15 protein-coding genes and 1 riboswitch are annotated in these 13,379 nt (G+C 37.3%); of the genes, 8 read left to right on the forward strand and 7 right to left on the reverse strand.

From position 1 onward, the window contains the following. The first annotated feature begins 203 nt into the window (after window positions 1-203). Entirely contained in the window at window positions 204-1,070 is an 867-nt protein-coding gene (gene lgt / locus ODE14_RS07635) for a prolipoprotein diacylglyceryl transferase (RefSeq protein WP_412059353.1), read from the forward strand. 213 nt (window positions 1,071-1,283) lie between these two features. On the opposite strand, the gene ODE14_RS07640 is transcribed toward lgt, so the two are convergent. After that, complete coding sequence (locus ODE14_RS07640) at window positions 1,284-2,798, reverse strand: NAD(P)H-hydrate dehydratase (protein ID WP_263603601.1); 1,515 nt, start codon at window positions 2,796-2,798, stop codon at window positions 1,284-1,286. A gap of 202 nt (window positions 2,799-3,000) precedes the next feature. On the opposite strand from ODE14_RS07640, the gene mscL reads away from it, so the two are divergent. Further along, window positions 3,001-3,387: a large conductance mechanosensitive channel protein MscL gene (gene mscL / locus ODE14_RS07645; protein ID WP_263603602.1), complete on the forward strand. Its 387-nt coding sequence runs from the start codon at window positions 3,001-3,003 to the stop codon at window positions 3,385-3,387. Between the two features lie 48 nt (window positions 3,388-3,435). Here the strand turns inward: mscL and ODE14_RS07650 are convergent, their stop codons facing one another. Both ODE14_RS07650 and ODE14_RS07655 read right to left on the reverse strand, forming a co-directional pair. Next, entirely contained in the window at window positions 3,436-4,395 is a 960-nt protein-coding gene (locus ODE14_RS07650) for a D-2-hydroxyacid dehydrogenase (protein WP_248392416.1), read from the reverse strand. Between the two features lie 71 nt (window positions 4,396-4,466). Then, a complete protein-coding gene (locus ODE14_RS07655) occupies window positions 4,467-4,877 on the reverse strand; it encodes a phosphoheptose isomerase (RefSeq protein ID WP_029294086.1) in 411 nt (136 codons plus the stop codon). Window positions 4,878-5,127: 250 nt separating this feature from the next. On the opposite strand from ODE14_RS07655, the gene idi reads away from it, so the two are divergent. Genes idi through gcvT form a run of 3 tightly spaced genes read left to right on the forward strand, consistent with a single transcriptional unit; the run spans window position 5,128 to window position 7,208 of the window. Next, window positions 5,128-5,643, forward strand: a complete 516-nt coding sequence (idi, locus tag ODE14_RS07660; RefSeq protein WP_248392415.1) for an isopentenyl-diphosphate Delta-isomerase — start codon at window positions 5,128-5,130, stop codon at window positions 5,641-5,643. Next, a complete protein-coding gene (locus ODE14_RS07665; RefSeq protein ID WP_263603603.1) occupies window positions 5,640-6,116 on the forward strand; it encodes a hypothetical protein in 477 nt (158 codons plus the stop codon). Before idi ends, ODE14_RS07665 begins: the two co-directional genes overlap by 4 nt. Before the next feature lie 15 nt (window positions 6,117-6,131). Then, window positions 6,132-7,208 carry a glycine cleavage system aminomethyltransferase GcvT gene (gcvT, locus tag ODE14_RS07670; RefSeq protein ID WP_263603604.1) on the forward strand — a complete coding sequence of 359 codons (1,077 nt, stop codon included), beginning with the start codon at window positions 6,132-6,134 and terminating at the stop codon, window positions 7,206-7,208. Between the two features lie 7 nt (window positions 7,209-7,215). Here gcvT and ODE14_RS07675 read toward each other — a convergent pair whose 3' ends face one another. The 3 genes from ODE14_RS07675 to ODE14_RS07685 form a co-directional block, all read right to left on the reverse strand. After that, window positions 7,216-7,548: a hypothetical protein gene (locus ODE14_RS07675; RefSeq protein WP_263603605.1), complete on the reverse strand. Its 333-nt coding sequence runs from the start codon at window positions 7,546-7,548 to the stop codon at window positions 7,216-7,218. A gap of 160 nt (window positions 7,549-7,708) precedes the next feature. Next, complete coding sequence (locus tag ODE14_RS07680) at window positions 7,709-8,128, reverse strand: hypothetical protein (RefSeq protein WP_263603606.1); 420 nt, start codon at window positions 8,126-8,128, stop codon at window positions 7,709-7,711. Window positions 8,129-8,156: 28 nt separating this feature from the next. After that, entirely contained in the window at window positions 8,157-8,513 is a 357-nt protein-coding gene (locus tag ODE14_RS07685; protein WP_263603607.1) for an arsenate reductase family protein, read from the reverse strand. A 110-nt stretch (window positions 8,514-8,623) separates the two neighbouring features. Here ODE14_RS07685 and ODE14_RS07690 point away from each other — a divergent pair, with 110 nt between their 5' ends. From ODE14_RS07690 to ODE14_RS07700, 3 genes are all read left to right on the forward strand, one after another. Further along, the gene (locus tag ODE14_RS07690; RefSeq protein ID WP_169229910.1) at window positions 8,624-9,091 is read left to right on the forward strand and encodes an acyl-CoA thioesterase; all 468 of its coding nucleotides are present in this window, start codon (window positions 8,624-8,626) and stop codon (window positions 9,089-9,091) included. Further along, window positions 9,091-9,963, forward strand: a complete 873-nt coding sequence (locus ODE14_RS07695; RefSeq protein WP_263603608.1) for a sugar phosphate isomerase/epimerase family protein — start codon at window positions 9,091-9,093, stop codon at window positions 9,961-9,963. Before ODE14_RS07690 ends, ODE14_RS07695 begins: the two co-directional genes overlap by 1 nt. A 14-nt stretch (window positions 9,964-9,977) precedes the next feature. Then, window positions 9,978-10,045, forward strand: a riboswitch (Fluoride riboswitch). 33 nt (window positions 10,046-10,078) lie between these two features. Next, entirely contained in the window at window positions 10,079-11,386 is a 1,308-nt protein-coding gene (locus ODE14_RS07700) for a voltage-gated chloride channel family protein (protein ID WP_263603609.1), read from the forward strand. A 707-nt stretch (window positions 11,387-12,093) separates the two neighbouring features. Here ODE14_RS07700 and ODE14_RS07705 read toward each other — a convergent pair. Next, window positions 12,094-13,335, reverse strand: coding sequence for an MFS transporter (locus tag ODE14_RS07705; protein ID WP_263603610.1), 1,242 nt, complete (start codon window positions 13,333-13,335; stop codon window positions 12,094-12,096). Window positions 13,336-13,379: the final 44 nt, after the last annotated feature.

Genomic DNA, 13,379 nt, shown 5'->3' on the forward strand with positions numbered 1-13,379 from the left:
TGATTATTCTGAACGAAGCTAATTTTGAACCTGCCTATTTCAACATCAGTGCTCTTACTCTGGATAAGCTTAAAACAGCTCACTACCAGTTTTTGGATAAAAATTTCAAGCTTATAGAAACACCGGCCACGAAAGATAATATCGCAGCTTTCAAGTACGCGGTAAAATCAAGTAAACCGATTGCTTCATCAGATCAGATAAACCTGGAGACTTCTTTTAAGATCTGGGATCCTACAAAAGGAATTGTACTGGGACCAATAACCCTGCATTTTTACAGCTTAATGTTCATTTTCGCATTCGGTTTCGGGTATGTTTTAATGAACAGGATCTTTAAAATCGACAATGTCAACCAGAAATACCTGGAGCCATTATTTACCTGGACTTTGGTAGGAACAATTCTGGGGGCACGTTTGGGACACGTCATCTTTTACCAGCCGGAATTATTCAAAGAAGATTTCTGGAGCGTATTTTTACCGATCAGCACCAAAAATGGCCTTAAATTTACCGGGTTTTCAGGATTGGCAAGTCATGGAGCAACCATCGCACTGATTTTTACCACCCTTTATTATTCATTTAAAATTATTAAGAAAAATCCTTTATGGGTGTACGACAGACTTGGAATTGTTGTAGCATTGGGCGGTGCGTTCGTAAGACTTGGAAATTTCTTTAACTCCGAAATTATCGGAAAGCCGGTGGATCCCAACTCACCTTTCGCTTTACTTTTCCCGCAACAAAGCAGCGAGTACGGCGTGACAGTACCACGTTATCCATCACAGCTTTTTGAAGCATTCGGATATATCTGTCTGTTTGTCCTGTTGTGGATTTTATACAGAAAAACCAATAAGAAATATCAGCAGGGATGGTTGTTCGGATTATTTTTCATCATTCTTTGGGCAATAAGATTCTTTGTAGAATTCCTGAAAGAGCCACAGGGTGATGAATTCATTCAGTTCGGAGGACTGAATACCGGACAGGTATTATCAATTCCTTTTATGATTGCCGGCGTTGTAATCATGATTATATCTAAAAAGTTCAGAATCACACAGGCGGAAAATGAAAAACCTGAATAATTCTTAAGATATTTTATTACAACAAGTAAAAGCAAGTCGTGAAGGCTTGCTTTTTATTTGGTTATCATTTTTTGATTAAGATTATTCAATTATCTTTTGTCTTAGAATCGAAGATTATATTATTTTACTCGGTGAATGTTATTTCGGTATAGTCAAACAAAGTTCAAGACTGGAATCTGACGTATTCTCTCGTCTATTATCTTTAAAAGCTTCTCATAAAAGCTTCTCCACTTTACCATTCAATTCAGAAAATACATTCCCAAACTCATTAATTACATCAGATGGAAGCATGGATTCTTTGGAATGTTTCTCTGAAGCAAATTCAGCTGCTTTTCCATGGAACCATACGCCCAACACTGCTGCTTCCTGCTCTGTATACTGCTGTGCCAGGAATGAAGTGATAATTCCCGTAAGAATATCGCCGCTCCCGCCTTTGGCCAGACCGGAATTGCCTGTGATATTATAGAAAACCTTGCCTTCCGGGGTAACAATCTGGGTATGATGATCTTTTAAAACAATATAAATCTGCATCTCCCGGCTTTTACTTTTAGCCAACTCCGTTCTTTCAAAAGAATTTTTCGTTTTTCCGAAAAGCCTTTCAAATTCTTTGGGATGGGGAGTGATAATCGATTTCTTAGGAATTAAATTTAAACTGGCAGGATCCTGAGCTATAATATTTAAAGCATCTGCATCAAGAATCAACGATTTTGAATAGCTTTTTAAAAACTTAAGAAGACTTGTCGCTGTTTTTTCATCGGTTCCGATTCCGGGACCTATTCCGCAAACAGCTGTTTCATCAACATCGAAACTTTCAATACAATCTTTTCCGCCTTCGATGAACATGGCCTCCGGATCAGAAGTCTGCAAAATTTCGTATCCGCATTTTGGAGCCAGTGTAAAAGTGAGACCTGCACCTGTCTTCAGAGCAGACCTGGTAGAAAGTACTGCCGCTCCCATTTTCCCATAGCTTCCGGCGATAATATTTACCTTTCCATAAGTTCCTTTATGCGAAAATTCACTTCTTATTTTAAAAATAGTTTTAATGATCTCATCATCAATTACAAAATCTTCCGTTTCAGTTTCATCAATATAATCCTGACTTAAATGAATATCCAACACCTGAACTCTTCCTGCAAACTTTCCGGTTTCGGCATGGAGAAAAGATTTTTTCCAGAACTGGAAACTTAACGTATAGTCTGCGATAAAAACAACCGAATCTGAATCTGAAACAGCATCAGCCAGAAGACCAGAAGGCAGATCAATGGAAATTTTTATGTTTTTTTTCTGATTTAAAAACTCTACCAGGTTTTTCATATCACCGTCCAGACTTCTTAAAAGTCCGGTGCCGAAGAGCGCATCAATAATCACTGTTCTGCTGTCAAAACGATAATTGAATACTTCTTTAAACTCTCTGACTGTTATTCCTGAAATTTCTTTGATGTGCCTGAAATTTTCCTGAGCATCGGAAGAAAACTTAGCTTTTGTATGAGTAAATACATCTATATCGAATCCTTTCTGGTAAAGCATTCTGGCAATAGCAAAACCGTCGCCCCCATTATTTCCGCTTCCACAGAAAACAACAAAATTACGGTGATGATTACAGTTTTCAGAGATCCATTCCACGCATGATTCTGCAGCTCTTTCCATAAGCTGTACAGAAGAAACCGGCTCATTTTTTATAGTGTATTGATCACAGTCGCGAATCTGCTCTGCTGTAAAAATTTTCATTGATTGATATTTAATAATGTGCTATCAGCAATTTACAAAAAAGTAATTTTAAAAAAACCGGTACATATAAAATTTATAATAAAATATTAGAAAGCAGCCCTTATCTACGCAAATTATTCGCTAAAGAAGGAATTAAAATGAAACAATTACATATTTTTTTGTAAATTAACCTGATTTTAGACAATAATTAAAAAATATAAATATGGGATTTGTTAAAGAATTTAAAGAATTTGCGTTCAAAGGGAACGTGCTTGATCTTGCAGTCGGTGTCATCATTGGTGCTGCGTTCAGTGCCATTGTAAAGTCATTTGTTGATGACATCATTACACCACTTCTTCTGAATCCGGCTTTGGAAAAGGCTAATGTTAAAAATATTGCAGAACTTTCCTGGGGAGGAGTAAAGTATGGTAATTTTTTATCTTCGGTTATCAGCTTCCTTATAGTTGCTTTTGTTCTATTCCTTCTTATTAAAGGTGTAAACAGTCTTAATAAAAAACCGGAAACAGCACCTTCGCCACCGGTACTTACTGAAGACCAGAAATTACTTACAGAAATAAGAGATTTACTTAAAACTAAAAATAATATATAAAGAAAAGCACTTCGTATGAAGTGCTTTATTATTGTGATTAATATTGTACTACTGAATCTGTAAAATACTGGATATCTGCTCTGCCAATGAAAGCCCGATTCTATCCTGAGCTTCCAGTGTTGAAGCACCGGTGTGTGGTGTCATGGAAATTTTCGGATGATTGAGGATTTCTTTGGAAGGTGTAGGCTCATTGATAAAAACATCCAGTCCTGCGAATTTCACTTTTCCTGAATTTAAGGCTTCGATCAATGCTGTTTCATCGATAACACCACCTCTTGAGCAGTTTACGATGGCAACTCCGTCTTTCATCATTTCAAATTCATTTTTACCGATCATATATCCGTCTTTTTGCGCCGGCACATGAAGCGTTATAAAATCTGAATGTTTAAGAACATCCTGTAGCGGTTCCGTTTCGATATCAACATTGATGAACTGGTTGTTATAGAAAGTTACTTTAATACTTGCTCTTCCCACATTGCTATCTGCTGCTACCACTCTCATTCCAAGGCCGAGTGCAATTTTAGCAACCTCCTGCCCGATTCTTCCCATTCCTACAATACCGATTGTTTTTCCTTTCAGTTCAATACCGGCTGCATATGCTTTTTTCAGGGCTGCAAATTCGGAATCACCTACCAAAGGCATTTTCCTGTTGGAATCCTGCAAAAATCTTGCTCCGGAAAACAAATGGGCAAAAACCAGTTCTGCCACCGATTCTGAAGAAGCTGAAGGCGTATTGATTACATGAATACCTTTTTCTCTGGCATAATCCACATCAATATTATCCATTCCTACACCACCTCTCCCGATGATTTCGAGGGACGGACAATTGTCAATAATATCTTTTCTGACCTGTGTGGCACTTCGTACCAGCAATGTGCGGATCTTATGCTCATTAATATAATCCATCAAAAACTCCTGAGGAACTTTTGCAGTGATTACTTCAAAACCTTTTTCAGTGAGTGCATCAATACCGGATTGATCCAGGCCGTCGTTTGCTAAAACTTTCATAAACTTTGTAGATTAAAGTAAAGACTAGCGATTAACCCAAAAATTAATCGTTTAATCTTTGAATTAAATTTTTATTCTCCGTCTTCTTTAAAAACTTCAATGGTAACCTGTTTTTCAACAAGATCAGTAAATTTACCTTTATACCGTGTTGCTCTTACCAGGTGATTATCGATCCAGTGGTAATTTCCACCTCTTGGCTTTCCGCATAATACACTGTGGTATTTGAAACCGTGTTTATCCAGCCAGTCAATGGTAATCTGTTTCAGGTTTTCTGTTCTCGATGTGAAAAAACATATCTGGTGACCTTCATCATACCATTTGTTGATGGTTTCCAATGCATCGGGAAAAGGCTCGCAGGTAACCATTCTTTCTGGTTCTTCGTTCGGAACGTCCTCTGTAATGGTTCCATCGATATCAATGAGGTAGTTTTTTACGCCGTCTTTCAGGATAGGGCTAATGTGATCTTTGTACTCTAATTCCATCATAAAAAATTGAATGGCAAAGTTACGTTTTTTACATCAATAAGCCCTGCTAAACTTATTAAATGTAAAATTTTTAAACTAAAATTTGACAATTAGCGAATAATTTTAACTACAATAACTCTTTTATATAATTTAAGTTAAAAATTTTCTTTTTTTGATAACGTCCATTTACAGATATCTTTGAATATCAAAATCATGATGTTTTACCAAAAATTTTCAGAATACATATATTACGCTTACATTTGTAGAAATGGAAGAATTCGTAGTTTTAGTAAACCCCGAAGATCAAATTCTCGGTTTAATGGAAAAGCAGCAGGCACACATCAACGGCCTTCTGCACCGTGCTTTCTCTGTATTTTTGTTCAACAGTAACGGTGAAATGCTTTTACAAAAAAGAGCTTCCGGAAAATATCATTCCCCATTAAAGTGGACCAACGCGGTCTGCTCTCATCCCAGAATTGAAGAAACATATTTAGAGGGAGCCAGACGCCGAATGAAAGAGGAGTTGGGAATTGACGCTGAACTTTCAGAAAAATTCAGCTTTATTTATAAGGCAGATGTAGGAAACGGGCTATGGGAACATGAACTTGATCACGTTTTTACAGGGATTTTTGAAGAAGAATTTCACCTTAATAAAGATGAAGTAGAAGAAATACGATATATTTCAATGGAGGATCTCGACAAAGAAATAGCCGGAAATCCTGAAAATTTCACAGAGTGGTTCAAGATTATCCTTGATGAATATAAACACCATTTTAATTCATGAAAAAAATTTTTCTCGCATTTGTTCTTTTAACAGGAACTTTATTGATGGCACAATCAATTCCAACAGAGGTATATGATCATGAAAACTACTCTATCATTTATCCTCAAGGCTGGAAAGTCACCAATGACAGCGAGATAGTCAATATATTTCCACCAAGCCAGATAGGAGCCATTACCATTTCGGAATATCATGGCCTGAATCTGCCGAAATCCGAAACTAAAAAATTCATCCTTGCCCTTTACAAATCGTCCGATGACGAAAAGAAAGTAATTTCTAAAAGCGGCAAAAAAGGATATACAGAATATTTTTACGAATACCTTGACGAAAAAGAAAAGCTCGTTTGGCTTACCAAAGTCTACCAGAAAGATAAAGACCTGTACCTGATTTCCATCAACTGCGGACAGAAATACTGGAACGGCAATTTTATGAAGCTTTTCAATGAAGCTTTTGACAGTTTTAAAATAAAGAAATAGAAATAAAAATTAACTATGAAGAAAACAGCATTGTACGACAAGCACGTATCTTTAGGCGCTAAAATCGTACCTTTTGCAGGTTTTGAAATGCCTGTACAATATTCCGGAGTTACTGAAGAACACTTTGCCGTAAGAGAAAAGGCAGGTTTGTTCGATGTTTCTCACATGGGACAGTTTTTCATTGAAGGAACGGGTTCCAAAGAACTATTGCAGTACGTTACAACCAATAATGTAGATGCATTGGAAAATGGAAAAGCCCAGTATTCATGCCTTCCTAACGAAAACGGAGGAATCGTGGACGATCTTATCGTTTACAAAATGGAAGACGACAAATATTTCGTGGTTGTTAATGCTTCAAACATTGATAAAGACTGGGATCACATCTCAAAATATAATACTTTCGGAGCGAAAATGACGAACGCTTCAGACGATATGTCCTTACTGGCAGTTCAGGGTCCGAAAGCTACCGGGATTCTTCAGAAATTAACGGAAACCAATCTTTCAGAAATTCCTTATTATCACTTTACCGTAGGTTCCGTAGCAGGAGTAAATGATGTCATCATATCCAATACCGGTTACACCGGAAGTGGCGGTTTTGAAATTTATTTTAAAAATGAAGATGCGGTAACGCTTTGGGATGCTATTATTGAAGCAGGTGCAGAAGAAGGTATCATTCCTTGCGGACTGGCATCCAGAGATACGCTGCGTCTTGAAAAAGGGTTTTGCCTGTATGGAAACGACATTGATGATACGACATCGCCTATTGAAGCAGGATTGGGATGGATCACCAAATTTGACAAAGATTTTCTTTCGAAAGAAACATTTGCCAAGCAAAAAGAAGAAGGCGTTACCAGAAAACTGGTTGGTTTCGAATTGACCGACAAGGGAGTTCCGAGACACGATTACCCTGTTGTAGACGCAGAAGGCAACGTGATCGGGAAAGTAACTTCCGGAACACAATCTCCAATGAAAAAAGTAGGATTAGGTCTTGCTTACGTAGATAAGCCTCACTTTAAAATCGGTTCTGAGATCTTCATCCAGGTAAGAAACAAAAATATTCCTGCCAAAGTGGTGAAAGCGCCTTTTGTATAATTTGACATTACTTTGTCAAACCGAAATTTTGACTACGTTCAAAACATACCATAAAACCTGCCTTTAGCGGGTTTTTATTTTTTAGGAGCTTGATCCGGCTATCCACTTTATCTTTTTCTTGGTCGGCGGGAGCTTTGCTCCCGCCGACCAAGAAAAAGGATGCCGTTTCTATCCGGGCTGGAATTTGGTCAACCAAATTATGATTCTGCAACTGCAGTTTGTTTCGTGCAACTTGTTTGAGACTTCCGTCAATTGCATTTTGTTTCCCACAACCTGTTTGAGACTTCCGGCAGTTGCAGTTTGTTTCCCGCAACTTGTTTGAGACTTCCGGCAATTGCATTTTGTTTCCCGCAACCTTGTTTGAGACTTCCGGCAGAATATTTTGGTTATAAGTTATTTTTAAAGATAAAACCTCACAGGTTTTGAAAACCTGTGAGGTTTAGTTTGAGAGTACATCAAAAAATGTTACCGAAAGTTCTGTAATTGTACAATGCTATTCTTTATAAATCTGAAATTTTATCTGAGTTAACTTTATATAATAGAAACAGAGATGATAATAAAAAAGGAATTCCACCTATTAGCGATAATGTATCAACATTAGATTCTGAAAAATCTTTAACCAAAATAAAAAATACGAGTATTAAGGTTATACAGGAAGTATTGATCCATATTTTCTGCAACTGCCTTTTCTTAATTTTTAAACTAAACAAAAGCAATAGCTGAAACAGCAAAGACAGAAATGCAACAGGAACCAATCTTCCATCGTAGTGATCCCAATTAATAGCATTTGAGCCTGTCAAAATAAATTCAGGACTTAAAATTTCATAAATAATCAGAATCCCTAAGCCATGGCCAGCTCCAATTAATATAAAAGCATTTAAAATTACCGTTGTAATGACAAGGAAATGAAGTTTTTTCATTAAGATTTATTATAGAACTTGAGTATATCTACGACTTCACTCCAAAAAACTCCTGCAACGCTTCTACATTTTTCTTATCATTTCCCACGAAAATTTTATCATTGGTAATAAAAACCGGACGCTTCAAAAACGTATAATGATCCAATAACAATTCTTTAAAATCCTTTTCTGTTAAAGACTTTACATCCAGGCCTCTCAATTTGATCTGCGCAGACTTTTTACTGAATAATGTTTCATAAGATTGGGTTTTCTCATACATTTCGGCTAATTCCTCTTCCGTAACCGGTTCTTTTCTGATTTCGCGCAATTCCCAGTCTGATAAATCAAATTGCGCTAAAATCTTTCTGCAGGTATCACACGTATTCAGGTGAAAAACTTTTTTCATTTAAATAATATTCTAATCGTTAACAGAAAATATTCATTTTCATTCTTCAAAAGTAAGATTTAATCTAAAATTTTAAAAATTATAAATACCTTTATTCAAATTTTAAAAGAATGGAGAACAAACCTGTGACTTTTCAGTTTATTTCTGAGCCTTCAGACGTAAATTACGGAGGAAATGTGCATGGAGGAAGCGTGATGAAATGGATTGACCAGGCCGGCTATGCATGTGCCACCACCTGGAGCGGGAATTATTCGGTTACTGTATACGTGGGCGGAATCCGGTTTTATGAACCTATAAAAATAGGGGAAATTGTAAAAGTGGAAGCGCAGGTGATCTACACAGGTTCTTCAAGCATGCATATCGCCATCAATGTCTTCTCCAGAAACCTTAAGCAGCCTAAATTCGATAAGAAAACACACTGTATCATTGTATTTGTGGCGGTTGATGAGAACGGAAAAAAACTTCCGGTCCCGAAATGGATTCCCGAAACCGAAGAAGACAGACAGAAAGAACAGTACGCTATACGGCTAATGCAGCTGCGTACACAGATTGAAGATGAAATGAAACCCTTCCTGTAATGCATAGAAAAGATTTTATCAAGCTTTCATCCTTGGGATTCTTAGGTTTATATTCCTGTGGAATTTCTCCATTTAAAAAAAGACAAAATACATTGGCAATTCAGTTATACACCGTACGGGATGCAATGTCGGCAAACCCTGAAAAAACACTCGAAAGACTGGCAGCCATGGGCTTTACCGGACTGGAAATCTATGCGTACAACAGTACTTTTTTCGGAAAAACCCCTCAGGAATTTCAGCGCATTCTTAAAAATACAGGATTGAGAGTCATCAGCTCACATCATATAACAGGAAATTTTAATAAAGGACAGGGAACTTTACTCTATAACTGGGAAAAATCTGTGGAAGATCTTCATTTTATCGGTTCAGAATATATGGTTTGTTCTTACCTTTTTCCGGAAGAACGAACTTTGGAAAACTATAAGAAACTTCCTGAACTGCTTGAAAATTCAGGAAAAGTCACAAAAGAAGCCGGAATTCAGTTTGCGTACCATAATCACGATTTTGAATTTGAAAAGTTTGATGACAACCGAAATGTTTATGATTTTATTTTAGAAAATTCTTCACCGGAACTGGTTAAAATGGAGCTTGATCTTTACTGGATTTCAAAGGCAGGAATTGATCCTCTGATGTATTTCGAGAAATATCCCGGAAGATTTCCGCTGTGGCATATTAAAGACATGAAAGAAGGTTCAAAAGATTTTACAGAAATAGGAAACGGAACCATAGATTTTGAGCGGATTTTTAAAGCCGGAAAGCAGGCGGGCCTTCAATACTGGTTCCTGGAGCAGGATTCCAGTGATAAAGATATTTTTGAAAGCATCTGCATCAGCAACGAATTTATTGCTAAAAACCGTTTCTTTTTAAAATAATTTTTATCTTTGTACAACAAAAAGGAAATGGTGTTCTTCCTTACCCAACCGCTTTCAAAAAGCTGATGACGCCTGATTAAGAAAGATTATTAACAATAATTTGATCAGGAAAATTATGTCTCCAAAACAAAGAACCCATACTCACATAATACAACTTCAACTTCGTTTATTTTCACGTAAATACCCGGCATTGTTATATGTCATTAAATGGCTTTTCATTAGCTTAATCATTGGAATCACTGCAGGAACCGCTTCCGCAGGCTTTCTGGAATCATTGTCGTGGGCAACCCGTTTCAGGGAAAGCCATGCCTGGCTGATTGCCTTTCTTCCGCTTGCCGGACTTGCTGTTGGAATGCTGCATTATTACTTTGGAAAAGATGTGGAAGCGGGAAACAACCTTCTCATCGAAACCATTCATGAACCGGCGAAAAAAATCATTCCTTTTAAAATGGCCCCGTTTGTTTATATCGGAACTATTGCCACCCATTTTTTCGGGGGCTCGGCAGGGCGTGAAGGAACAGCGTTACAAATGGCAGGTGCTATTTCAGACCAATTTACAAAACTTTTAAAGCTGAATGAGCAGGATCGAAAAGTGCTTATCATCTCAGCAATTGCTGCCGGATTCGGTTCTGTGTTCGGAACTCCATTGGCAGGAGCGGTTTTCGGGCTTGAAGTTTTTCTCATAGGAAAAATTCGATACAATGGTATTTTTCCGGCTTTTGCATCCGCTATTCTGGCAGATCAGGTTACCCGATTGTGGCATGTTCATCATACAGAATATCTTATCGGAGTAATCCCTAAAAATGATTTTCTGCCTTTTATTTATTCTGTGATAGCAGGAATTGTTTTCGGGATCTGTGCTGCTGCTTTCAGCAGGCTAATGCATTATGGAGGTTTTATCTTTAAATCAAAATTTGCATATCCGCCTTTACGCTCTTTTGTTGGAGGAATTATTATTGCCGCAGCGGTTTTTGCAATGGGAACAACACGATATATCGGATTGGGAATTCCCGTTATTGAAGAAGCTTTCGGAGAACAGCTTCCTTTGTATGATTTTGTGCTGAAAATGTTATTTACAGTCGTAACGCTTTCAGCGGGATTTAAAGGAGGTGAGGTTACCCCATTATTTTTCATCGGAGCCACTTTGGGAAGCGCTTTGTCTATATTCATTCCGCTTCCCTATGGATTACTGGCGGGAATGGGTTTTGTAGCAGTCTTTGCAGGTGCTACCAATACTCCCCTTGCCTGCACTCTGATGGGAATTGAGCTTTTTGGTGCAGAATGTGGAATATATGTTGCCATTGCCTGTATTGTAGCTTATTTATTTTCAGGAAATAACAGTATTTACACAAAACAAAAAATCGGGGAAGCTAAAAACAGCAGGTTCAGGTATTTTAACAATAAGAATTTTGAAGATTTGTAAAATGATCGCAGAATTTCCAAATTCAGGGTGCATTATAATTCCATAATTCAATTCGGAAAGATACTTCCTGAAACTTTATACTTATAGTTTAATTTAAATATCTCTTTGATGTCTGCAACTTTAGCCCCGATTGCAGCAATTGTCTGAGCTCATTTTTATAATTTTCGGCGGCGGCTTCATGCCGCGCCGAAAATTATAAAAATAGCGAGTGCGGAAAGCGGGAACAGCTCCTGAAAATTAATTTTTAAAACCTGCATGCGGAACAGCAGTTTCAATAATTACAAAAACCTTTTGGTAATCCCAAAAGGCTTCTGCGTATTAAATGTGGAAATGTTTATTTCTAATGAAATAATTCTCTTTTATACAAGATCCTTACAAGTATATACTTGTGGACATGCTATGTATTGGATGCAATATTTAGGGCCTGTTACAGATCCTGCGCAGTCGCATCCGCAAAGGGAAAGATCAGGCGTTCCGCTAATACCACCCGTAATGTTTTTAAGATCAGCTTTTTTTAATTTTGTGGCGTTTTTCAAAAAATTTTTCATTGTGATTTGGTTTTGGTGATTAATTACAGTTTCAAAGTTAAACAAATATTAATTATTCACAGCATAATTTAATATTAAATTTTATAATTAATTTATTTTGTTCAACTTAATATTTTTATAACGGTAAACTATACTAATTTATTTCTTAAACAGCTGAATTTATTCTGTAAATTCCAGATCCCTGTTGTGAGTTTCGGAAATCGTAAGCGATGAGTAGAAAGCAAGTGTAAAAACGATAACACCTACCAATGCGGCACTTACAATTACCGTGAAATCATTTTTAAAAAAATCAAAAGCCAGGATCATTACCGGAACTAAACCACGAACCATATTGGGAACAGTGGTAGTTGCCGTATTCCTGATATTTGTTCCGAACTGTTCTGCTGCCAGTGTGACAAACATAGCCCAATATCCGGTGCCCAAACCAAGCCAGATACAGAAAATATAGTATTTTGTTTCCGTATCCGTATTGCCAAACAGCATGAGGGCAACACCTATAATGGTAAAAATCAGCATATAAAAAATAGCCATTTTCCGGGATTTCAGAAGATGCGAAATAAACCCGCTTGCCAGATCACCTACGGAAATTCCTACATATGCCCACATAATAGCTTTACCTGGACTCAGATCTTTAATTCCCAGTTCAGGAGCAAACTGATTGGCAAGTACCGCCAGAATCCCGATACAATACCAGGTCGGTAATCCGATTGCAATGCATTTCAAATATCTTATCAGACGATCTTTATGGGTAAAAAATGTAAGAAAGTTACCTTTGGAAACAGATTTGTGTTCAATATTTTTATAAATCCCGGATTCCGAAACACTTATTCTCAGGAATAATAATAAAATACCGAGTACTCCTCCTATGATGTAAGAAATATTCCAGCCACCAGCCAGCTCTACCGTAAGCTGCGCGACTACTGCGCCCATCAGTCCGAAACCGGCAACAACAGAAGTTCCAATGGCTCTCAGATTTTTCGGCAGGCTTTCGGAAACAAGGGTAATTCCGGCTCCAAGTTCTCCGGCAAGACCTATCCCTGCCAAAAATCTTAATCCTGCATACTGATACACTAAATGTTCTTTTGGAAAATAAGGTAAAAAACCACACGCAATATTTGCTAAAGAATAAACCAGTATGGATCCGAATAAAACCGACAACCTGCCTTTCTTATCGCCGAAAACTCCCCAAAATATGCCGCCTATCAGTAATCCTACCATTTGTGCATTGAGAATAAAGGTTCCATCCGTATCCGGATTTAGGCGTAAAGCTTTTAAACTGGGAATTCGTACAATGCCGAACAGAAGCAAATCATAAATATCAACAAAGTATCCCAAAGCGGAAATGATAACAGGAATCGAAAAAATGTACTTCAGTTTCGAAGAAGTGGAAAGTTCTTGCATCTCGGAGTTTTAATTTTGCTAAAAATAAAAAACCTTTCAATTTC

The organism is Chryseobacterium sp. PET-29, from assembly GCF_025736815.1.
Lineage (GTDB): Bacteria > Bacteroidota > Bacteroidia > Flavobacteriales > Weeksellaceae > Chryseobacterium > Chryseobacterium nepalense.

What these genes read in the sequence shown, in the direction of transcription:
- ODE14_RS07640 (WP_263603601.1), bottom strand. Translation starts at nt 2,798, where the DNA reads ATGAAAATTTTTACAGCAGAGCAGATTCGCGACTGTGATCAATACACT.
- mscL (WP_263603602.1), top strand. Translation starts at nt 3,001, where the DNA reads ATGGGATTTGTTAAAGAATTTAAAGAATTTGCGTTCAAAGGGAACGTG.
- ODE14_RS07650 (WP_248392416.1), bottom strand. Translation starts at nt 4,395, where the DNA reads ATGAAAGTTTTAGCAAACGACGGCCTGGATCAATCCGGTATTGATGCA.
- ODE14_RS07655 (WP_029294086.1), bottom strand. Translation starts at nt 4,877, where the DNA reads ATGGAATTAGAGTACAAAGATCACATTAGCCCTATCCTGAAAGACGGC.
- idi (WP_248392415.1), top strand. Translation starts at nt 5,128, where the DNA reads ATGGAAGAATTCGTAGTTTTAGTAAACCCCGAAGATCAAATTCTCGGT.
- ODE14_RS07665 (WP_263603603.1), top strand. Translation starts at nt 5,640, where the DNA reads ATGAAAAAAATTTTTCTCGCATTTGTTCTTTTAACAGGAACTTTATTG.
- gcvT (WP_263603604.1), top strand. Translation starts at nt 6,132, where the DNA reads ATGAAGAAAACAGCATTGTACGACAAGCACGTATCTTTAGGCGCTAAA.
- ODE14_RS07675 (WP_263603605.1), bottom strand. Translation starts at nt 7,548, where the DNA reads ATGCAATTGCCGGAAGTCTCAAACAAGTTGCGGGAAACAAACTGCAAC.
- ODE14_RS07680 (WP_263603606.1), bottom strand. Translation starts at nt 8,128, where the DNA reads ATGAAAAAACTTCATTTCCTTGTCATTACAACGGTAATTTTAAATGCT.
- ODE14_RS07685 (WP_263603607.1), bottom strand. Translation starts at nt 8,513, where the DNA reads ATGAAAAAAGTTTTTCACCTGAATACGTGTGATACCTGCAGAAAGATT.
- ODE14_RS07690 (WP_169229910.1), top strand. Translation starts at nt 8,624, where the DNA reads ATGGAGAACAAACCTGTGACTTTTCAGTTTATTTCTGAGCCTTCAGAC.
- ODE14_RS07695 (WP_263603608.1), top strand. Translation starts at nt 9,091, where the DNA reads ATGCATAGAAAAGATTTTATCAAGCTTTCATCCTTGGGATTCTTAGGT.
- ODE14_RS07700 (WP_263603609.1), top strand. Translation starts at nt 10,079, where the DNA reads ATGTCTCCAAAACAAAGAACCCATACTCACATAATACAACTTCAACTT.
- ODE14_RS07705 (WP_263603610.1), bottom strand. Translation starts at nt 13,335, where the DNA reads ATGCAAGAACTTTCCACTTCTTCGAAACTGAAGTACATTTTTTCGATT.